Source organism: Agrobacterium sp. 33MFTa1.1, from assembly GCF_004328495.1.
In the GTDB taxonomy this organism is placed as follows: Bacteria; Pseudomonadota; Alphaproteobacteria; order Rhizobiales; family Rhizobiaceae; genus Agrobacterium; species Agrobacterium pusense.
The window spans coordinates 1144115-1163479 of the sequence record NZ_CP036358.1; the positions used below are offsets into that span (position 1 = coordinate 1144115).

Here is a 19365-nt window from a genome sequence, read left to right on the forward strand (position 1 = left end):
GGTTTGAGCATATGGAAGCCTCGAAGGACATTTCCCGCCTGATCGAGATCATGGAAGCCCTGCGCCAGCCGGAAACCGGTTGCCCGTGGGATGTCGTCCAGACCTTCGAGACGATCAAGCCCTATACGATTGAAGAGGCTTATGAAGTCGCCGACGCCATCGAGCGCAGGGACATGGACGATCTTTGCGACGAACTGGGCGATCTTCTGTTGCAGGTCGTCTTTCATGCACGTATCGCAGAAGAGCGCGGTGAGTTTGCCTTCGGCGATGTGGTGCATGCCGTCACCTCGAAAATGATCCGCCGACACCCGCATGTCTTTGCCGCCTCCGAGGCCGATACGCCCGACAGCGTCAAGCTGCAGTGGGACCGGATCAAGGCCGAGGAAAAACGCGAGCGCGCAGCGCGCCGTGCGCGCCGGGGCATGACGGAGGATTTCAAGGCCGGCTTCCTCGGCGGCGTGCAACGCAGCCAGCCGGCGCTGACCGAAGCGCTCAAACTGCAGGAGCAGGCGGCGCGCGTCGGTTTCGACTGGTCGGACCCCGCCCCCATTCTCGACAAGATCGAAGAAGAAATCGCCGAACTGCGCGAAGCGCTGGAGGAAGGAAGGCCTGAAAAGGTCTCAGACGAACTGGGCGACCTGATCTTCGCCCTGGTCAATATCGGCCGTCACGTCAAGGCCGATCCGGAAAACGCGCTGCGCGGCACCAACACGAAATTTCGCAGGCGCTTCAACCACATCGAAAAGTCGCTCGGCGAAAATGGCGAGACGCTGGAGGAAGCAAGCCTCGAGAGGATGGAAGACCTCTGGCAAGCGGCAAAGCGCATCGAACGCTCGCTCGATAAGGTCACGTCCTGAGCGGCGGGACGCCTCGCGGCTCGAGCGCCGGTTTTCTCCGCCCGCAGCCGAGCTGCATCATCGAAGAAGAATGGAAACAGTCGAGGGCCGCATGATGCGGCCCCTGCTTTTGCTCAGACGCTCTTATTCGCCGCCGCCCAGCGAGTGCACGAAGATCGCAAGCTGCTTGACCGTCGTGTCACCGAGGCGCTCACCCCAGGCGGGCATGACGCCATGCTTGGGAGAGCGTATCTGCGAAACGATCCCCTCTTCGCCATGAGATTTCAGCCAGATGGCGTCGGCAAGATTGGGTGCACCGAATTCGCGGTTGCCCTTGGCATCTTCCCCATGGCAAGAGGCACAATTGTCGGCAAACAGCTGCCTTCCGGGTTCCACCAGCACCGGGTTGGAAGGCGTTCCCGTCAGGCTGAACACATAAGCGGCAACCTGACGAATTTCATCCGGCTGTAGTATATCGCCAAAGGCCGGCATTTCCGAAGCACGTGTGTCTGGATCATCCTGAAAGCGGATGCCGTGCTTCACCGTCGTATAGATATCATCGACGCTGCCGCCCCACATCCAGTCGTCGTCATTGAGGTTGGGATAACCCTGCCCGCCCGCCGCGCCAGAACCGTGACACTGAATGCAATTGACCTTGAAAGCGGCAGCACCGCCCGAAAGGGCAAATTGCATCAGCGTCGGGTCCGCCTGGATGTCGGCAAGCGACGAGTTGCCGATCTTGTCGACATAGATGCTCTGAGACTGTCTGGCATCGGCCAGATCCGCGGCGATTTCGGCACGGCTGTTCCAGCCGAGGACGCCCTGGGTTGCACCTGAAATCAGCGGCCATGCCGGAAAAGCGATGGTGTAGCCGATGGCCCAGACAATCGTGGCGTAGAATGTCCACACCCACCAGCGAGGCATGGGGTTGTTCAATTCGCGAATACCGTCCCACTCGTGGCCGGTGGTTTCGACGCCACTGATTTTATCGATGTGTTTTTCGGACATGTTCAGTCCTCCCTGAGCGGAATGCTGGCCGCATCGTCCGCGGCCCTTTTCGAGCCTGGGCGAAGCGTGAAGATGACGACGCCGGCGAAGAACAGGGTCATGGCAAGCAGGCCCCAGCTATCGGCGAAGTGGCGCATGGCCGTGTAGGTTTCCATCGTTCCGCCTCCTCACCGGTAACCGGCGGCATCGTCATAGGTCGAGAAATCGACCAGCGTGCCGAGCATCTGGAGATAAGCGACCAGCGCATCCATTTCCGTGAGCTTTGCCGGATCGCCGTCGAAATCGCCGACCTTGGCCTTGGGATAGCGCGCCAGCAGTTCCGACGAATCCGCATTCGGGTCCGCCTGGGCGGCGAGATCGGCCGCGGATTTCTCGATCATCTCGTCGCTATAGGGCACACCGACAGCACGGTTGGCCTTCAGCTCCATGGAGATGTCAGTGATCTTGAGCGGCGTTGTCTTGAGGAAGGCATAGGACGGCATGATCGATTCCGGCACCACCGAGCGTGGATCAGCCAGATGCTGCACGTGCCACTCGTTCGAATAACGGTCACCCACGCGCGCCAGGTCAGGCCCGGTGCGCTTCGAACCCCACTGGAACGGATGGTCGTACATGGATTCCGCCGCCAGGCTGTAATGCCCGTAACGTTCCACCTCGTCGCGGAACGGACGGATCATCTGGCTGTGGCAGACATAACATCCCTCGCGAATGTAGATGTTGCGCCCGGCCAGTTCCAGCGGCGTGTAGGGCCGCATGCCTTCCACCTTCTCGATGGTGTTTTCGAGGTAGAAGAGCGGTGCGATTTCAACGATACCGCCGATCGAGACCACCAGCAGCGAGCCGACCAGAAGCAGGGTGGCGTTACGTTCGATGACGCCGTGTTTGTCGAGTATGGACATCGGCCCCTCCTATTCAGCGGGCTGCAGCGAAGGAGCCGCGCCTTTGCTGGCGCCCTCCTCGCGTTGATGACCGAGGATGGTCATGGTGACGTTGTAGGCCATGATCAGCGCGCCGCTGAGGAACATCAGGCCGCCCAGTGCACGCATCACATAATAGGGGAACAGCGCTGCCACCGATTCCGCGAAGGAATAGACAAGGAAGCCCTGGCTATCATATTCGCGCCACATCAGCGCCTGCTGGATGCCGGCCACCCACATGACGGCGGCGTAGATGACGATGCCGAGCGTGGCGAGCCAGAAGTGCCAGTTCACGAGTTGCAGGCTGTATAGACGGTCCCTGCCCCACAGCTTGGGCGTCAGATAATAGATCGCGCCGAAGGTGATCATGCCGTTCCAGCCGAGCGCGCCCGAATGCACATGGCCGATGGTCCAGTCGGTATAGTGGCTGAGCGAGTTGACGGCCTTGATCGACATCATCGGGCCTTCGAAGGTGGCCATGCCATAGAAGGCAACCGCCATCACCATCATGCGCACGATGGGATCGGTACGGATCTTGTCCCAGGCGCCCGAAAGCGTCATCAGGCCGTTGATCATGCCGCCCCAAGATGGCATCCACAGCATGATCGAGAACACCATGCCAAGCGTCTGCGCCCAGTCCGGAAGTGCCGTGTAATGCAGGTGGTGCGGGCCTGCCCAGATATACATGAAGATCAGCGCCCAGAAGTGGATGATCGACAGGCGGTAGGAATAAACCGGGCGGTTCACCTGCTTCGGAATGAAGTAATACATCATGCCGAGGAAGCCGGCCGTCAGGAAGAAGCCGACGGCGTTATGGCCATACCACCATTGCGTCAGCGCGTCCTGCACGCCCGAAAAGGCGGAGTAGCTCTTGACGCCGAGAAAAGAGACTGGAATGGCGAGGTTGTTGACGATGTGCAGCATGGCAATAGTCACGATGAAGCTCAGGTAGAACCAGTTCGCCACATAGATATGCGGCTCCTTGCGCGTCAGGATCGTGCCGAGGAACGTGATGAGATAGGCAACCCAGACGATCGTCAGCCAGATATCGACATACCATTCCGGCTCCGCATATTCGCGTCCCTGCGTTATGCCGAGCAGATAGCCGGTGGCGGCCATGACGATGAAGAGGTTGTAGCCCCAGAACACGAACCAGCCGAGATCGCCGCCGAACAGGCGTGCCCGACAGGTTCTCTGCACCACGTAGAACGAGGTGGCGATCAGCGCATTTCCCCCGAAAGCGAAGATCACCGCCGACGTGTGCAGCGGCCTTACACGGCCGAAATTGAAATAGGGTGCGATGTTGAGATCCGGAAAAGCAAGCTGCAGCGCCACCACGACGCCGACCAGGAAGCCGACGACGCCCCAGAAGACGGCGGCGATGACACCGTATCGTACGACTCCGTCGAAATATTCCGACTTGCGCCGGGCCCGCGCGGCCGGATCGACGGGCGCAAAGGAGACACGGCGCAACAGAAGCACCGTGCTGACCAGCAGCGTAAAGAACAGCACCCACATATGGGCGGCGAAAAGATTGTCATGGGCGAATGCCGCCCCGAGCAACGCGAGAAAGGCCCCAAGGGCCACGATCGCGGTTTCCAGTGTGTAGTTCATTGTTGGTTTCCCCCAACGTGCAAGCCGACCGACGAAAGGCACTGCATGCGCCTGGGAGAGCGGACGTGCGCCTTTGCGTCGGTTGGAGCATTGCCACCGGGAATGGGAAGCGACCTTGATCCAGATCAAGAAAGCAAAGCTGCCGCAGCCTCGCCAAAATGCGGCTCGCATTTACAAGGGAAATTTGCCTCTAAGCTGGAGTGCGGCGCTGTCGACCGCGCTTTCGCGGGTGCCGCTTCAGCCCTTCATTTTCAGGGGCAACCCGGCGGCGACGAAAAAGACCTCACCGGCAATGGCGGCGATTCGCTGATGCAGCCGCCCCGCATGATCCCGGAATTCCCGCGCCATCCGATTTTCCGGCACGATGCCGAGACCGACTTCATTGGAGACGAAAATCAGCTTCGCCCGAGCCGACAGGATCGCCGCCTCAAGTGCCGCGAAGGCAGCATCGAAATCCGCATTTTCCATCATCAGATTGGTAAGCCACAAAGTGAGGCAATCGACGAGAACGACATTGTCCGGCCGGTCCAGCCGCTCCAGCATGGCGGCGATATCGACGGGCGCTTCATGGGTGGTCCATTCGCCGCCACGCCGCGCCTGATGATGGGCGATCCGGTCACGCATCTCGTCATCCCAAGCCCGGCCGGTGGCCAGATAATGCAGGTTTCCGCCCGCCTTTATGGCAAGCTCTTCCGCAAAACGCGATTTGCCGGAGCGCGCGCCGCCAAGAATGAAAACGGAGCGGTTATTATCTGTCATGGGAAACCTGAAGGAAGAAAATAAACGGACCGGCATCTTCGCCGGGTCGCGAGCCAGTGACAGGCGGACATGAAGGGAACGATTCGTAGAAAAGGCGTCCCCCGGTTGCTCACGCCGGACTGCCGCTGATACCGGGCCGGAAAAACAAGACCTGCCTGCAGGATGCGGGGCATATCAGTCTTGATGCTCCGGATACCGGAAACACCGGTCCGGAAGAAAAGCTAGGTGCGAACGTCCATCCTGTCAATCCGTCCCTGCCGTTGGTGAAAAACCAGGCGGAACCGGTACGCAAAACCTTAACCCGGAACCGGCAGACCTGTCGTCCGCGACAGGACTGATAAAGCGACTTGGTTACCGGAAAGTTAGCGTTAAACCGAATGATGAAACCGCAACGCCAAAAGAGAATATGGGAGTGACGTCAGCCGCCGCCATTGCCTTGCCATGGCCTTCAAATCAATATGGTTTCGAAGATTCGCAAACAGCAAGGTGGCCTGCCCGTAATGACCGTCATCGACTATATCGCGATTGTCGTTTTCATCCTTCTATGGGCCGCCTACACCCATGTGACGACGGGAACGAGGCTGTTTTCGCGCGCCAGCCTCAACCAGGCCATGGCCGAGCGCCGTCGCGACTGGATCATGAATTCGCTGAAGCGCGACCTGAAGATGATCGACACACAGATCATGGCCGGCCTGCAGAACGGAACCGCCTTTTTCGCTTCCACCTCCATCTTCGCCATCGGCGGATGTTTTGCCCTTCTGGGGGCGACCGAGCAGGTCGAGTCGGTGTTTCGCGACATGCCTTTCGTGCATTATGCCGGTCGCACGGCTTTTGAACTGAAGGTCATCGGGCTCACCTGTCTCTTCGGTTACTCCTTCTTCAAATTCGGCTGGTCCTACCGGCTGTTCAACTATTGCACCATCCTCTTCGGCGCCATTCCCATGGTGCACGACGTCGGCGCCGACCGCGAGGCGGCGGAACGCGCGGCCGAGAACGTCATCAAGATGAACATCATCGCCGCCAAGAACTTCAATGACGGCCTGCGGACCATCTTTCTGTCCATCGGTTATCTCGGCTGGTTCATCAGCCCCTATGTCTTCATCGCCAGCACGGTCATCATCATTGTCGCGCTCTTGCGCCGCCAGTTCTTTTCCGAGGCGCGACTCGCCATCATGGAAGAAAACAGGCCTTGAAATAGCCGCACTTCAAGGGCCAAGCCGAGCAAGACACCGGCCTTACCGAAAGCTGAAACACGGAAACCATGGACACAAACACAGTCTCCGACGAAAACCGCCGTAAAGGCCGCATAGGCGGCCTCGACACGCTCCGCGGGCTGGCCCTCATCGCCATGGCGTCCTACCACTTCACGTGGAATCTGGAATATTTCGGTTATCTCGAACCAGGCACGGCAACCACGGGCCTCTGGAAGCTGTACGCACGCGGCATCGCCACGTCATTTCTGTTCCTTGCGGGTTTCAGCCTGTTTCTCGCCCACGGCAAGGGCGTGAACTGGCCATCCTTCGGCAAGCGTTTCGCCATGGTGGCCGGTTCGGCGCTGCTCATCACCATCGCCACCTATTTTGCCTTTCCGGACAGCTTCATCTTCTTCGGCATACTGCATAATATTGCCGCCGCAAGCCTCGTGGGACTGTTGTTCCTCAGGGCACCCGCAGCCGTGACACTGCTTTTCGCTGTGATTGCTTTTATACTGCCGCAATATCTGCAATCCGAACTGTTCGATGCAAAATGGCTGGCCTGGATCGGCTTTTCCACCCAGCCACCCCGTTCGAATGATTATGTCCCGCTGCTGCCATGGCTTGCGCCGTTCCTCGCCGGGCTTGCGGTCTCGCAATTCGTCACGCCGCGCGGCTGGCTCGACCGCTTTCGAAGCCCGAGTTCACCTCGCAACCTTCTTGCAAGCGCCGGCCGTCACAGCCTTGCCTTCTATCTCATCCACCAGCCAGTATTAATCGGGCTTGTTTACACCCTCTCGCTCGTCGCCCCACCCCCGCCTGTCGATCAGGTCGAACTATACAAATCAAGCTGCGAAAAAAGCTGCGTCGAACAGGCGAACGGGCTGGAGCTGTGCCAGCGCTTCTGCCGCTGCACGCTGGAGAAGCTCCAGGCGGAAAGCCTTTTCGACATCATGATGGAAGGCAAGCTGACCGCGGATCAGCAGACGAAGGTCAGCGAAGTGGCACAGCAGTGCACTGTTGAGGCGCAGTAGCGCAGGCAGCCAGAGCGTCAGCGGTCGCCGTCTTTTCTCCCCCTTTCCGGGGAGAAGGTGGCCCGAAGGGTCGGATCAGGGGGCGAACGTCGGTGATAAATCGAGATCATGTCCCACATCCCGCTGCCGCGACATTCTCGTCGGCGGGGCAAGCCGAACCCGCTCGTTTCATATGAAGTAAAGCGGAGAGTCTTGGAGCCGTTCCCGACAGTTGCGTCAACGGAATATGCGATACCGCTAAAAAGCAGTGCTCAGGTCCCGACGCCGATTTCGGCAAGACGCGTCAGACAGGCCTCTTCGACATTGTCGAGCTCCGCCAGCGTCTCCTCGATATCCTTGCGCTTCTGCCGAAGATCAGCGCGCTTTTCATCGACCTTCTTCATCAGGAGCACAAGCTGGCCCGATTCCCCCGGCGGCTCCTTGTAGACCTGAATGATCTCGCGGATTTCGGCTATCGTGAAACCGATACGGCGACCGCGCAGGATTTCCTGAATGAGACGGCGGTCCGCTGCACGGAAAAGCCTGGTGCGCCCGCGCCGCTCAGGATGGATCAACCCTTCATCCTCATAGAATCTGAGTGTGCGGGTGGAAACACCGAATTCTCGGGTCAGTTCGGTTATGCTATAATATTTGTTCACGGGCCTATCCGATTCCTAACCGGATCATTATTATTTGACCTTCACGTAAAAGTCAATTTTATGGCCGCCCTCGCCTATCCCGAAATTCCGTACCACCAGGTCGCTATTCCCAGGAAGGCAAAAAACCCGACAATGTCCGTTACCGCCGTTACGAAGACGGCGGATGAGACGGCAGGGTCAGCTCCGAACTTGTCGAGGACGAGCGGAATAAGAATTCCCGCCAGGGCCGCCGCGAGCATGTTGAGACACATGGCCGTGGCGATGATGCCGCCAATATGGATGTCCTGAAACCATAGCGCCGCGACAACACCGATGGCGCAGCCGAACAGCATGCCGTTCAGAATGCCCACCCCCGCCTCGCGCCGAATAATGCGGGCGGCATTGTTAATATCGAGGCTTTTGGTGGCGAGCGCGCGCACCGATACCGTCATGGTCTGCGATCCGGCGTTGCCGCCCATGCCGGCAACCGCAGGCATCAGGATCGCCAGCGCGACGATCTGCTGGATCGTCGCATCGAACAGGCTGATGACGGAAGCGGACAGAAAGGCAGTGATGAGATTGACGGCGAGCCACGGAACGCGGGAACGGGACGTGCTGGCGATGGAGTCCGACAGCTCTTCGTCACCCACACCGCCGAGACGCAGAAGGTCTTCCTCGGCCTCTTCCTGGATGACGTCGACCACGTCATCGATGGTCAGCACGCCGACCAGCCGGCCGTTATTGTCCACCACGGCGGCGGACAGAAGGTCGTATTGCTCGAAGAGCTGCGCTGCTTCTTCCTGGTCCATTTCGGCTGGAATGGAATGGTTTGTCTCGTGCATGATCGTTTCGATCTTCACCTGGCGCTTGGCCCGCAGCACCTTGTCGAGATCGAGCGCGCCGACCAGCTTGAAAGTGGGATCGATGACAAAAATCTGGGTGAAGGAGTCCGGGAGTTCCTCCTCCTCTCGCAGATAATCAATAGTCTGCCCGACAGTCCAGAATGGCGGCACGGCGACGAATTCCGTCTGCATGCGCCGACCGGCCGAGCTCTCAGGATAGTCCAGCGCCCGCATCAACCGCACGCGTTCGGTGAAGGGCAGCTGCGAGAGAATGTCCTTACGATCCTCGTCGTCGAGGTCTTCAAGAATGTAGACGGCGTCGTCCGAATCGAGTTCGCCGATACCGGCAGCGATCTGCTCGTTCGACATCTGATCGACGATATCGAGGCGGATACCTTCATCCACCTCGGTCAGCGCCGTCATATCAAAATCGGAACCGAGCAGCCGCACAAGCGCGTGGCGCTGTTCCGGGAGAATTGATTCAAGCAGGTCTCCGAGTTCGGATTCATGCAGTCGCGCCACATTCTTGCGCAGGAACAAGAGGTCGCGATCGGCGATTGCCGCACCCACCATCGTCAGAAAATCGGAACGCACCGAGCCATCTTCGGCATAAATATCCGACGGGGCATCCAACGGCTTCAATTCATCGGGCGCGACAGCGTCGTCGTCACGGTCTGTCATCTGGCGTCCCCTTGTATTCAAATGCCGCAATGCTCGGATTCGAAGGCAGAATGGCGTTAAAAAGCATATTGTCAACAACCGGATAGCTGCAAATACCTAAGCTTCGCGCGTGTCGCGAAAATTCCATTCGTCATTCCTCTTCGCCTCTCCGGCAGGACCGGGCGGAGTGCGGCTTATAAGCATGAATAGCCGATCCGTGCCGCTTGTTTTACGACAACGCCCGCACCCTTTACGCCGTTCCGCAGCCAAGGTTGATAGCCATGACGCTGGTTTTACCGCAACGCACAACAAAGGCGTTGACAGCCGATGCGGATGGGCGCTTCTGAAGATATTTTTGACAAAGGACAAACCGCGCCGACCGGACGCGGAAAGTCAGTTTCGGGGTGGCAAACCATGAGCAAGACGGGTTTCATCGGCAAGGCATCGTCCGCCGCAGGCGGTTGGGGCGCACTTAAAAGCGTCGGCAAGCGCCTTCTGGAATCCGGGGCACCGATCTCGGGCGTCCGCACCCTGTTGAAGACCAATCAGCCGGATGGTTTTGACTGTCCCGGTTGCGCCTGGGGCGATCCGGAACACGGCTCCTCTTTCGAGTTCTGTGAAAACGGCGTCAAGGCGGTATCCTGGGAAGCGACCGAAGCCCGCGTGCCGCCGGCGTTCTTCGCCAGCCACACCGTCTCCGAACTGCGCGGCTGGTCCGATTACGAGTTGGAAAAACAGGGGCGTCTCACCCATCCCATGCGCTATGACCGGATGAGCGACAAATACCTGCCCGTATCGTGGGACGAGGCCTTTACCGAAATCGGCAGCATCCTCAACGGTCTCGACAACCCGAACCGGGCTGAATTCTATACGTCCGGCCGCGCTTCCAACGAGGCGGCTTTCCTTTATCAGCTGATGGTGCGGCTTTACGGCACCAATAATTTCCCCGACTGCTCCAATATGTGCCACGAGGCAAGCGGTGTCGGATTGAACGCATCGATCGGTGTCGGCAAAGGAACGGTGCTGCTCGAGGACTTTGAAAAGGCCGACGCGATTTTCGTGATCGGGCAAAACCCTGGCACCAATCATCCGCGCATGCTGGGCGACCTGCGCCGCGCCGCCCTGCGCGGCGCCCGGATCGCCGTCTTCAATCCCATTCGCGAAAAGGGGCTGGAGCGCTTTGCAGACCCGCAGGACAAGATCGAGATGATCAGTGGCGGCAGCACGAAGATTGCCACCAATTATTACCAGCCGCGCCAGGGCGGCGACATGGCGGCGGTGCGCGGCATGAGCAAGGCGGTCTTCGCCGCTGACGACGCCGCAAGGGCGGCGGGCGAACCCGCCATCATCGACTACGACTTCATCGCCGAACATGCAGCGGAGTTCGAGGCCTACCGTGCCGCCGTCGAAGCGACGAGCTGGGAGACCATTCTCGACCAGTCCGGCCTCACCCGCGAGGAGATCGAAGAAGCCGCCCACATCTACATGAAGGCCGGCTCCGTCATCGCGACATGGGCCATGGGCGTCACTCAGCATCGTCACTCGGTCGTCATCGTGCGCGAGATCACCAATTTCATGTTGCTGCGCGGCAATGTCGGTCGTCCCGGTGCGGGCCTTTGCCCCGTGCGCGGTCATTCCAACGTTCAGGGCGACCGCACCGTCGGCATCGATGAAAAAGCACCGCCCGCACTTCTCGATGCGCTGGAAAAGGAACTCGGCGTTACCATGCCGCGCAAGCCCGGCCACAACACGGTGGAGGCTGTGGCGGCCATGCTTGAGGGCAAGGCGCAAGCCTTCATTGCGCTCGGGGGTAATTTCCTGCGCGCCACGCCCGATAGCCCGCTTATTATCAAGGCATTCGAAAATCAGAAGCTCACCGTCAACATCGCCACCAAGCTCAATCATTCGCATCTCGTGCCTGGCGAAACCTCGTTCGTGCTGCCTTGCCTGGGGCGAACCGAGATCGACCGCAATTCGGCAGGCCGGGCGCAGATCGTCACGGTCGAGGATTCCATGAGCATGGTGCACGGCTCCGGCGGCATCAATCCACCGGCGTCGGACGAATTGCGCTCGGAAGTCGCCATCATCGCCGGCATCGCAGAAGCGACGCTGGGCAGCGGGCCTGTGAACTGGAAAGCGCTCGCTGATGATTACGATCTTATCCGCGACATGATCGAGCGGGTCATACCCGGCTTCGAGAATTTCAACGAACGCGTTCGCGTGCCGCGCGGCTTCCGTCTGCCCAATAGGGCTGCGGAACGGCAATGGAACACACCGGCGAAAAAAGCGATCTTTTTCAGCGGCCCCCTGCCGGAACAGACCGAACACCAGCAGGCGCTCACGCGCGAGAACCTTTTCGTCCTGCAGACCTTCCGCAGCCACGATCAGTACAACACCACGATCTACGGCATGGACGACCGCTATCGTGGCGTTTATGGCGAGCGCCACGTCATCTTCATGAACCCGGTGGATATGCAAGCGCTCGGCGCCCATTCCCGCCAGCGTGTCGATGTCGTTGGCGAATATGGCGATGGGGTCGAACGCATCGCACAGAATTTCCGGCTGGTGCCCTACAATATTCCGCGGGGCAGCATCGGCGGTTATTATCCGGAACTGAATGTGCTGGTGCCGCTGTCGAGCTATGGCAAAGACAGTTTTACACCGACGTCTAAATCCGTGCTCGTGTCCGTCCGCCTGCGCCCGGATGCCTCCTGATGAATGAGGAACAGTCCGCTGATGCCTTCATGGCTGCGGTGGCACGGGTTCAAGAGCGATCGCAGCCCTTGCTGACATCCACCGGCGCGGCGATACTGATTGCGGTCGACTTCAATATAGCCACAGACAGCCGCGGCATTGCCAACAGGCTGGGTCTTGCACATGCCCTCGTTCTGCGCGAAATCGCCGGTCTGTCACCGCGCTTCGTGCAGGTAACGAGACGCGATGCCCGCACCCAGCGCAGCTTCCTGGAAGCGACAGCGGAGGGAAAGTCGCTCGCTGCCGCCGCCCGGATTTGAAACGAACGGAGCATTTCCTTGGCAATCAGGCCTATCCTGCCCTATCCGCATCCCGGCTTATCGGAAATCTGCGAGCCGGTCACGGTGTTTGACGGGCAATTGCAGGATCTTGTCAGCGACCTGATCGACACGATGCGCGCCGCCCCGGGTGTCGGCATCACCGCCGCCCATATCGGCGTGAAGCAGCGTGTTTTTGTGCTGGAACTGACGCCGGGAACCGTTCTCACCTACGTCAATCCCGAAATCATCGGCCGCGCCACGCAGACCATGCGACATGTGGAGGGCAGCGTCTCGATGCCGGGCTTCACGGACGAAGTGGAGCGGCCATCCAAGATCGAAGTGAGGTTTCAGGACATCGACGGCGCGGAGCACCGTCAGGCCGTCGAGGGATTTCACGCCATTTGCATCCAGCACGAGATTGACCAGCTTGACGGCATTTTCTGGGTGAAGCGGCTTTCGAAGCTGAAACGCGACCGGCTGGTGAAGAAATGGGAAAAGTCGAGAAAGCCGTAACCGTCAGCTGGTAATCGACAGCACAAATTCCGCATCGCCCTTCAGCGTGTTGCTGACGGTGCAGATATCCTCCGCCCTGTGCGCAAGCGCCAGTCGCTCCGCCGCGTTGAAGTTTCCGGCGATCTCCATCCGAATGTCGAAGCGGATGATGCGATAGGGCTCATCGGCCGATTTCTCGCCGGAGACATCAACACGAACACCCTCGAACAGATCGAGCAGTCCCAAGCTGCTGGCTGCGATGCGGACGCTGAGCGCCAGGCAGGCGGCCAGCGAGGAGTATAAGAGATCGATTGGGTTAAACCCTGGCTCCGAAATCCCCGTGACGATGTCCAGAGCGCCACCGGTGACCGACGACACATGAGGACGGCCAAGCCGCCCCACGCTGACGGAAGCGCCGACCGGCCTCGATTTCATCCTCACGCTCTCGGTCATTCAGAAAATCCTAATTTAATCGCGCGCAATCGACCACATGGAACAAAATACCGGCTGGCGCCTTTTTACTCACGCAACGGTGAACCATCGTTGAATATCGAATTTCAATAGGGAGCTGGGACATATGGTTACATCTACGCTCGTCAGCATTCTGATCACCTTCCTGGTGATTGTGCTTGTCTTGTGGCTCATCGCGCGACTGCCCGTTGGCGGCGGCGCCAAGCAGATCGCACAGGTTATCGTCATTATTATCGGCATCATTTCGCTGTTGAAATATCTCGCCGTGTTCTGATGTCCCGGCAAGGCGCAGACGAAAAAAGGCGGCGAAAGCCGCCTCTTTTTTGTTGTCGTTACTGGCGTGGTTCAAACTGGTAAGGTTTTTTCAGCGTGATATCCCGGACGCTGCCTATACCGAGAAAAGGCGTGCCCTCCGGATCGAAGATCGCCCTGCCCTTTGCCGCGATCCATCGGCTTGAGCCGTCAGGCAGGTTGACCTTGTAACGCTGATCGAAAAAGGCGCCCGTGGTGATACTGTCGAAAATGGCCTGTGCCACCCGATCGCGCATCTCAATATCGATCCTTTCCAGAATCTCCTCGATCGTTACCCCGCGTGATGCAACCGGTTCGGAAAATCCATGGCATTCCGCGGTAATCGCATCCATGATCAGCCTGTTGTCGGAAATGCTCCACATGTAATAACCGAGCGCATTGTCTGAATCCGTCTTGTCCCCCTGCACGAAAACCCCCGGATATTATTTCCTGACAAAAGCTAACATCAGACCTCTCATATTCCACCCCTCGTTTTGTGGGGGGAGCAGACGAGCTACCAAAGCGTGCATCAAAATCCACCGGAATTTTCCGGCAATCCAAATTGTTGCGCCGTTCTAAAACGGACGACAAATTCCGACGAGGTATCGCAAACATGCGGGCGGGCGCCTACATGGCTGGGATGACATTTCGAGGAGTTCAAGATGATGCGAGCCGCCCTTACTTTCGGATTGCTGACCGCAACCGTCTTTCTGGCCGGATGCCAGACGTGGCATAGCCCATATCGTGGAAACGAGTGGCGAATGGATCAGGTAATGGATGGGGACCCCTACCGTGTCGGGGACGGACAGCGTTACCGACGCTAGTTCAGTCCGGCCATTCAATTCGGGCGGCGTCGGGTCAATGATTTGCCGCCCGTAATTTTTATAATGCCGACGGCAAGATAAAACACAGTAGCCGAATTGGCTCAGAGGCAGCCCGGCGTCTTGTGGGGTCAGGGCTAACCGATTGGCTAAAAAAGAAAAAACCCGCCGAAGCGGGTTTCTTTGGTGCGGTCGAGAAGACTCGAACTTCCACGGGTTGCCCCACAGCGACCTCAACGCTGCGCGTCTACCAATTCCGCCACGACCGCATCGTGGTAGGCGTCGACTTGCGCCGACGGGGGTGCATGTAGCAAAAGGATTTTGGGTGCACAAGAGCGTCGTGACAGTTTTTTGAAATTAAAAATCGCACTGCACCATCCTATATGCAGGAAGCCCGGAAATGCTGGGGTTGCGGCCGTGACGCCATTTTGCGAGAAGGCTGTGGAAAGGACTTTTTCATGCTTACACGCACGGATATCGAGACAAAAATGCTCCCCGCCGCCGGTTCGCCGCCCGTTCGCTGGCGAATCTCCGATGGCCTCGTGCCTTACGAGCAGGCGGTAGAGGAAATGGAGCGCGAGGTTAGTGCCATCGCAGCTGGCGAGGCGGACGAACTCGTCTGGCTTCTGGAGCATCCGCCGCTTTATACGGCCGGCACCAGCGCCGATGTGGCCGATCTGATCGAACCGGATCGTTTCCCGGTCTTCGCCACGGGGCGCGGCGGCGAATATACCTATCACGGCCCCGGCCAGCGGGTCGCTTACGTCATGCTTGATCTCAAACGCCGCCGCCAGGATGTCCGCGCCTATGTGGCGGCACTCGAGGATGTCATCATCCGCACGCTTGATAAGATGAACGTGCGTGGCGAGCGGCGGGAAGATCGCGTCGGCGTCTGGGTCAGGCGCCCCGAGAAACCTCTCCTGCCGGATGGCGGCCTGGCAGAAGACAAGATTGCCGCACTGGGTATCCGTCTGCGCAAATGGGTGAGTTTTCACGGGCTCGCGATCAATGTCGATCCCGATCTCTCGCACTTCACCGGCATCGTTCCCTGCGGCATCAGCGCCTATGGCGTCACCAGCCTTGTCGATCTTGGATTGCCGGTTATGATCGGTGATGTCGACGTCCTGCTGCGCGAGGCCTTCGAGGAGGTTTTTGGCCCGGCAGTCCCCGAAACCGGCGCTGGTGGCTGACCGCCGCAACCCTTGCCGCAGGCCGGTGTTTGATGCATCGATCAACACAAGAGGAGGAACGACCATGTTCACAACATCCGCTTACGCCTGCGACGACGGTTCTTCACCGATGAAGCTCGCGACCATCAAGCGTCGCGATCCCGGCCCGCGCGATGTCGAAATCGAAATCGAATTCTGTGGCGTCTGCCACTCCGATATCCACACGGCCCGCAGCGAATGGCCGGGCTCTCTTTACCCCTGCGTTCCCGGCCACGAAATCATCGGCCGTGTCGGCCGCGTGGGTTCGGATGTCACCGGGTTCAAGACGGGTGACCGCGTCGGCGTCGGCTGCATCGTGGATAGCTGCCGGCAATGCGCAAGCTGCGCCGAGGGGCTGGAGCAATATTGCGAAAACGGCATGACCGGCACCTATAATTCGCCTGACAAGGCGATGGGCGGCGGAGCCCATACGCTTGGCGGTTACTCCGCTCATGTTGTGGTCGATGACCGTTACGTTCTCAGCATACCCGAAGGTCTCGATCCGGCCGCTGCCGCACCCCTGCTCTGCGCGGGCATTACAACCTACTCCCCGCTGCGCCACTGGAATGCAGGCCCCGGCAAGCGGGTCGGCGTTGTCGGTCTCGGTGGCCTTGGTCATATGGCGGTGAAGCTCGCCAATGCCATGGGCGCGACGGTGGTGATGATCACGACGTCGCGCGGCAAGGCTGAAGACGCAAAAAAACTCGGCGCCCATGAGGTGATCGTCTCCCGCGATGCGGATCAGATGAAAAAGGCCGCTTCGAGCCTCGACCTCATCATCGATGCCGTCGCCGCCGACCATGACATCAACGCTTATCTTGCCCTGCTGAAGCGAGACGGCGCGCTGGTGCAGGTGGGTGCGCCGGAAAAGCCGCTGTCGGTAATGGCGTTCAGTCTCATTCCGGGCCGCAAGACCTTTGCCGGCTCGATGATCGGCGGCATTCCCGAGACCCAGGAAATGCTGGATTTCTGCGCCGAAAAAGGCATCGCCGCCGAAATCGAGATGATCGATATCGATCAGATCAACGATGCTTATGAACGCATGATAAAAAGCGATGTGCGTTATCGTTTCGTCATTGATATGAAGAGCCTGCCGCGCCAGAAGGCCGCCTGACCTGCGAAGGGGGCTGCCTTTAGCGCCCCCTTCTCTCAATGGACCTTCCGGTCGAAAGCGCTATTCGAACCATGACCAGCCAGACCGGTTTCAGCGATGTCGCCAAGGGCATGACGATCATGGCGACCTGCATGTTCGTGCTGCCCGTCATGGACGCAATAGCCAAATACATGGCCGTGGTTGGCGGCATGTCACCGGCGCAGGTAACCTTCTATCGCTTCTTCTTCCAGGTGGTCTGCACCCTGCCGCTGCTGCTCATGGTCTCACCGAGCGCGCTTTTCAGCGCGAAGCGTCCCTGGATGAACTGCCTGCGCGGCGTATTGCACGCTTCGGCCAGCCTGATGTTCTTCGCCGCAGTCAAATACATGCCGCTTGCCGATGTGTTCGCGATCTATTTCGTAGAACCGTTCATGCTGACGATGATGTCGGCTCTGTTTCTCGGCGACAGGGTCGGCTGGAAGCGGTGGACGGCGATCGTGGTCGGCTTCGGCGGCGCGATGATTGTCATTCAGCCGAGCTTCGAAATCTTCGGCTGGACCTCGCTGCTGCCGGTGGCCTGCGCATTCCTCTACACGCTCTATCTCTTCCTGAACCGAGCCATCGGCGACGCCGACAGCCCGCTTGTGATGCAGACCATGTCGGGCATTGCCGGCACGGTATTCATGGGAGCGGCCCTTCTTGCCGGCGATGCGCTCGGCGACAAGGATTTCGCCGTCTCGCTGCCGCAATCGGGATTGGCCCTGGCTCTGCTCGTGCTGCTAGGATCGATATCCGGCTACATGCATCTGCTGATCGTCAGGGCTTTCAGGCTGGCCCCGCTCTCGCTGCTGGCGCCGTTCCAGTATTTCGAGATCATCTCCGCGACGATCCTCGGTTATGCGCTGTTCTCGGATTTTCCGACGCCGTCGAAATGGCTCGGTATTTTCATCATCGTCGCATCCGGCCTGTTCATCATCTGGCGCGAACGCCAGCAGGCGGGGGCCAATCGGCCGCCGCTCGACGGGCAGTGACGGGCCATGCGATAGCCATCAGGTGCCGGAAGGCAGCGGCCCTTCATCGTGATGATCCTGCGCCTCGACGAGACTGCCGAGCAGCCAGAGAGAGACTTCGGCCGCCTCTCCTGCCGATTTGAAGCGGTATGAACCGCTATATTTCGGCATGTCGAAGAAGGTAACGACGAAACCGTCTCCGCTTTCCAGGCTCTCCACCCGGATCCGCTCGGGATCGATCATCACGCAAACGTAATGAGAACCCATGTTGCGCATGAAACCGGCCTTGTTGTCGTGCAGCCGCACGAAGGCAGCGCCTCCATCTGCCGTCATGTGCAGGCTTCTGATCGCCTCATTGGGAAAGGCGCGGGCGAAATCCATGATCGCCTGCCCGACATCATGGCTGTTGTCCTCATCCGTCGCCCGCGACATGCGCCAGGCATAAACGGCAAAGACCAAAAGCAGCACGAAAACGATAATCCAGATCGCCATATTCATCCGGAACGCTCCCTCAGCAACCAAACATCATGGGTCGCGAATCGAAACGAAGCGAACCCGGTTCGCTTTGATAGGAAACGAGGCTTGCGCGAAGTATGGCTCCCGCATCGGCGCCAGGAGTGACGATCAGAAGCGCTTGAGGAAAGAGGCTTTTGCCAACAGCCATTGCCGACGAAGCTGCGATAATTGCACTTCGCCTTCAAACACGCCCGCGCCAGCCTTTCTCGCGGCCGTTATGACCGGTCCGGAAATGGCGACGGGCAAATAGGCCGCAAAGACGTTGCCCGAAATGCGAGCGCGTCTTGCCTTCTCGATATGATCCAGCGCATGGGCCGCGAACAGTTCGATGGCAATGCCGATCCGCTGTCGGTCCGTGCCTTCCAGGAACGTCTCCCGGTCAAGCCCGGCGGCCGAGAGCATGTCGGCTGGAATATACACCTGACCACGGCGACGGTGCAGTGGCATGAGCAGCATCATGCCGGCCATGGCCTGCGCCACACCCGCATGTCCGGCCGCTTCCGCGCTTGCCGCGGCCTCTTCCGGAGACAGAACGAGGCTGGCAAGCTGGATCAGCGCCGAAGCCGTTTCCCCTGCATAGCCTTCAAGCGCGTTGCGATCCTCGAAAGGATCGTCATAGAGATCGAAGATGCGCGCCTCGATCATGTTGGAAAGCACCGATCGTGGCAGCCTGTAACGCTCGATCGTTTCCAGAAGCGCCGACGCGACGGGGTGCGACTGGCTGTCCCCATGGGGACTTCCCTCGAGCAGATCGCGCCACCATTGCATGCGCACCTCACCTGGCAGCGCTTCACGCACGGAATCGCGAATACGCGCAATCTCGGCGTTAAAGGCATAAAGCGCTGCAAGAGCGTTGCGCCTGTCCGCGGGAGACAGAAGACAGGCGAGATAGCGGTCACGATCCGTATCGCGCAGCGTCGCAAGGCAGACGTCGAGATTTTCTGTGGGTGCCATGGTTCCCCGCGCGGA

General features: G+C 59.3%; 21 protein-coding genes and 1 tRNA gene. 10 read left to right on the forward strand and 12 right to left on the reverse strand.

Annotated elements, in window-relative coordinates; all coding sequences use genetic code 11:
* Window positions 1–11 precede the first annotated feature (11 nt).
* Window positions 12–857, forward strand: a complete 846-nt coding sequence (gene mazG, locus EYD00_RS05790; RefSeq protein WP_004441847.1) for a nucleoside triphosphate pyrophosphohydrolase — start codon at window positions 12–14, stop codon at window positions 855–857.
* A gap of 123 nt (window positions 858–980) precedes the next feature.
* Here mazG and ccoP read toward each other — a convergent pair whose 3' ends face one another.
* From ccoP to cobU, 5 genes are all read right to left on the reverse strand, one after another.
* Window positions 981–1844, reverse strand: a complete 864-nt coding sequence (ccoP, locus tag EYD00_RS05795) for a cytochrome-c oxidase, cbb3-type subunit III (RefSeq protein WP_004441850.1) — start codon at window positions 1842–1844, stop codon at window positions 981–983.
* A 2-nt stretch (window positions 1845–1846) separates the two neighbouring features.
* The gene (locus EYD00_RS05800; protein ID WP_004441852.1) at window positions 1847–1999 is read right to left on the reverse strand and encodes a CcoQ/FixQ family Cbb3-type cytochrome c oxidase assembly chaperone; all 153 of its coding nucleotides are present in this window, start codon (window positions 1997–1999) and stop codon (window positions 1847–1849) included.
* A gap of 12 nt (window positions 2000–2011) precedes the next feature.
* Window positions 2012–2743 carry a cytochrome-c oxidase, cbb3-type subunit II gene (gene ccoO / locus EYD00_RS05805; protein ID WP_003495954.1) on the reverse strand — a complete coding sequence of 244 codons (732 nt, stop codon included), beginning with the start codon at window positions 2741–2743 and terminating at the stop codon, window positions 2012–2014.
* A gap of 9 nt (window positions 2744–2752) precedes the next feature.
* The gene (gene ccoN / locus EYD00_RS05810; protein ID WP_034498913.1) at window positions 2753–4375 is read right to left on the reverse strand and encodes a cytochrome-c oxidase, cbb3-type subunit I; all 1623 of its coding nucleotides are present in this window, start codon (window positions 4373–4375) and stop codon (window positions 2753–2755) included.
* A 237-nt stretch (window positions 4376–4612) separates the two neighbouring features.
* Window positions 4613–5134, reverse strand: a complete 522-nt coding sequence (cobU, locus tag EYD00_RS05815) for a bifunctional adenosylcobinamide kinase/adenosylcobinamide-phosphate guanylyltransferase (RefSeq protein WP_004441859.1) — start codon at window positions 5132–5134, stop codon at window positions 4613–4615.
* A gap of 500 nt (window positions 5135–5634) precedes the next feature.
* Between cobU and EYD00_RS05820 the strand changes: the two genes are divergently transcribed.
* Together EYD00_RS05820 and EYD00_RS05825 are read left to right on the forward strand one after the other, a co-directional pair.
* Window positions 5635–6327, forward strand: coding sequence for a DUF599 domain-containing protein (locus EYD00_RS05820; RefSeq protein ID WP_004441862.1), 693 nt, complete (start codon window positions 5635–5637; stop codon window positions 6325–6327).
* A gap of 68 nt (window positions 6328–6395) precedes the next feature.
* Complete coding sequence (locus EYD00_RS05825) at window positions 6396–7361, forward strand: acetyltransferase domain-containing protein (RefSeq protein ID WP_004441866.1); 966 nt, start codon at window positions 6396–6398, stop codon at window positions 7359–7361.
* Window positions 7362–7612: 251 nt separating this feature from the next.
* Here EYD00_RS05825 and EYD00_RS05830 read toward each other — a convergent pair whose 3' ends face one another.
* Complete coding sequence (locus tag EYD00_RS05830; RefSeq protein WP_004441868.1) at window positions 7613–7999, reverse strand: MerR family transcriptional regulator; 387 nt, start codon at window positions 7997–7999, stop codon at window positions 7613–7615.
* Between the two features lie 74 nt (window positions 8000–8073).
* The gene (gene mgtE / locus EYD00_RS05835; protein ID WP_004441871.1) at window positions 8074–9501 is read right to left on the reverse strand and encodes a magnesium transporter; all 1428 of its coding nucleotides are present in this window, start codon (window positions 9499–9501) and stop codon (window positions 8074–8076) included.
* A gap of 393 nt (window positions 9502–9894) precedes the next feature.
* Here mgtE and EYD00_RS05840 point away from each other — a divergent pair, with 393 nt between their 5' ends.
* The 3 genes from EYD00_RS05840 to EYD00_RS05850 are packed head-to-tail and all read left to right on the forward strand — an operon-like array spanning window position 9895 to window position 13007.
* Window positions 9895–12195, forward strand: coding sequence for an FdhF/YdeP family oxidoreductase (locus tag EYD00_RS05840; RefSeq protein WP_004441873.1), 2301 nt, complete (start codon window positions 9895–9897; stop codon window positions 12193–12195).
* Complete coding sequence (locus EYD00_RS05845) at window positions 12195–12494, forward strand: hypothetical protein (RefSeq protein WP_004441875.1); 300 nt, start codon at window positions 12195–12197, stop codon at window positions 12492–12494. The genes EYD00_RS05840 and EYD00_RS05845 overlap by 1 nt, the downstream gene beginning before the upstream one ends.
* A gap of 18 nt (window positions 12495–12512) precedes the next feature.
* A complete protein-coding gene (locus EYD00_RS05850) occupies window positions 12513–13007 on the forward strand; it encodes a peptide deformylase (protein WP_004441879.1) in 495 nt (164 codons plus the stop codon).
* Between the two features lie 3 nt (window positions 13008–13010).
* Here the strand turns inward: EYD00_RS05850 and EYD00_RS05855 are convergent, their stop codons facing one another.
* Window positions 13011–13439 (reverse strand): OsmC family protein, encoded by a 429-nt coding sequence (locus EYD00_RS05855; RefSeq protein ID WP_004441881.1) that lies wholly within the window; start codon window positions 13437–13439, stop codon window positions 13011–13013.
* A 124-nt stretch (window positions 13440–13563) separates the two neighbouring features.
* Between EYD00_RS05855 and EYD00_RS05860 the strand changes: the two genes are divergently transcribed.
* Window positions 13564–13731, forward strand: coding sequence for a Thivi_2564 family membrane protein (locus tag EYD00_RS05860; protein ID WP_003502827.1), 168 nt, complete (start codon window positions 13564–13566; stop codon window positions 13729–13731).
* A gap of 58 nt (window positions 13732–13789) precedes the next feature.
* On the opposite strand, the gene EYD00_RS05865 is transcribed toward EYD00_RS05860, so the two are convergent.
* Complete coding sequence (locus EYD00_RS05865) at window positions 13790–14176, reverse strand: PAS domain-containing protein (RefSeq protein ID WP_034498917.1); 387 nt, start codon at window positions 14174–14176, stop codon at window positions 13790–13792.
* A gap of 577 nt (window positions 14177–14753) precedes the next feature.
* Window positions 14754–14838: transfer RNA gene (locus EYD00_RS05870), tRNA-Leu, on the reverse strand.
* A 189-nt stretch (window positions 14839–15027) separates the two neighbouring features.
* On the opposite strand from EYD00_RS05870, the gene lipB reads away from it, so the two are divergent.
* The 3 genes from lipB (at window position 15028) to EYD00_RS05885 (ending at window position 17901) form a co-directional block, all read left to right on the forward strand.
* Entirely contained in the window at window positions 15028–15759 is a 732-nt protein-coding gene (lipB, locus tag EYD00_RS05875; RefSeq protein WP_034498919.1) for a lipoyl(octanoyl) transferase LipB, read from the forward strand.
* Window positions 15760–15823: 64 nt separating this feature from the next.
* Window positions 15824–16891 carry an NAD(P)-dependent alcohol dehydrogenase gene (locus EYD00_RS05880; RefSeq protein WP_004441897.1) on the forward strand — a complete coding sequence of 356 codons (1068 nt, stop codon included), beginning with the start codon at window positions 15824–15826 and terminating at the stop codon, window positions 16889–16891.
* A gap of 71 nt (window positions 16892–16962) precedes the next feature.
* Window positions 16963–17901 carry a DMT family transporter gene (locus tag EYD00_RS05885; protein WP_004441900.1) on the forward strand — a complete coding sequence of 313 codons (939 nt, stop codon included), beginning with the start codon at window positions 16963–16965 and terminating at the stop codon, window positions 17899–17901.
* A gap of 18 nt (window positions 17902–17919) precedes the next feature.
* On the opposite strand, the gene EYD00_RS05890 is transcribed toward EYD00_RS05885, so the two are convergent.
* Both EYD00_RS05890 and EYD00_RS05895 read right to left on the reverse strand, forming a co-directional pair.
* The gene (locus EYD00_RS05890; RefSeq protein ID WP_004441904.1) at window positions 17920–18378 is read right to left on the reverse strand and encodes a hypothetical protein; all 459 of its coding nucleotides are present in this window, start codon (window positions 18376–18378) and stop codon (window positions 17920–17922) included.
* A 126-nt stretch (window positions 18379–18504) separates the two neighbouring features.
* A complete protein-coding gene (locus EYD00_RS05895; protein ID WP_004441906.1) occupies window positions 18505–19350 on the reverse strand; it encodes a phytoene/squalene synthase family protein in 846 nt (281 codons plus the stop codon).
* Between the last annotated feature and the right edge of the window lie 15 nt (window positions 19351–19365).

Coding starts and splice junctions, on each gene's coding strand:
- mazG (WP_004441847.1), top strand. CDS start 12: ATGGAAGCCTCGAAGGACATTTCCCGCCTGATCGAGATCATGGAAGCC.
- ccoP (WP_004441850.1), bottom strand. CDS start 1,844: ATGTCCGAAAAACACATCGATAAAATCAGTGGCGTCGAAACCACCGGC.
- EYD00_RS05800 (WP_004441852.1), bottom strand. CDS start 1,999: ATGGAAACCTACACGGCCATGCGCCACTTCGCCGATAGCTGGGGCCTG.
- ccoO (WP_003495954.1), bottom strand. CDS start 2,743: ATGTCCATACTCGACAAACACGGCGTCATCGAACGTAACGCCACCCTG.
- ccoN (WP_034498913.1), bottom strand. CDS start 4,375: ATGAACTACACACTGGAAACCGCGATCGTGGCCCTTGGGGCCTTTCTC.
- cobU (WP_004441859.1), bottom strand. CDS start 5,134: ATGACAGATAATAACCGCTCCGTTTTCATTCTTGGCGGCGCGCGCTCC.
- EYD00_RS05820 (WP_004441862.1), top strand. CDS start 5,635: ATGACCGTCATCGACTATATCGCGATTGTCGTTTTCATCCTTCTATGG.
- EYD00_RS05825 (WP_004441866.1), top strand. CDS start 6,396: ATGGACACAAACACAGTCTCCGACGAAAACCGCCGTAAAGGCCGCATA.
- mgtE (WP_004441871.1), bottom strand. CDS start 9,501: ATGACAGACCGTGACGACGACGCTGTCGCGCCCGATGAATTGAAGCCG.
- EYD00_RS05840 (WP_004441873.1), top strand. CDS start 9,895: ATGAGCAAGACGGGTTTCATCGGCAAGGCATCGTCCGCCGCAGGCGGT.
- EYD00_RS05845 (WP_004441875.1), top strand. CDS start 12,195: ATGAATGAGGAACAGTCCGCTGATGCCTTCATGGCTGCGGTGGCACGG.
- EYD00_RS05855 (WP_004441881.1), bottom strand. CDS start 13,439: ATGACCGAGAGCGTGAGGATGAAATCGAGGCCGGTCGGCGCTTCCGTC.
- EYD00_RS05860 (WP_003502827.1), top strand. CDS start 13,564: ATGGTTACATCTACGCTCGTCAGCATTCTGATCACCTTCCTGGTGATT.
- lipB (WP_034498919.1), top strand. CDS start 15,028: ATGCTTACACGCACGGATATCGAGACAAAAATGCTCCCCGCCGCCGGT.
- EYD00_RS05880 (WP_004441897.1), top strand. CDS start 15,824: ATGTTCACAACATCCGCTTACGCCTGCGACGACGGTTCTTCACCGATG.
- EYD00_RS05885 (WP_004441900.1), top strand. CDS start 16,963: ATGACCAGCCAGACCGGTTTCAGCGATGTCGCCAAGGGCATGACGATC.
- EYD00_RS05890 (WP_004441904.1), bottom strand. CDS start 18,378: ATGAATATGGCGATCTGGATTATCGTTTTCGTGCTGCTTTTGGTCTTT.
- EYD00_RS05895 (WP_004441906.1), bottom strand. CDS start 19,350: ATGGCACCCACAGAAAATCTCGACGTCTGCCTTGCGACGCTGCGCGAT.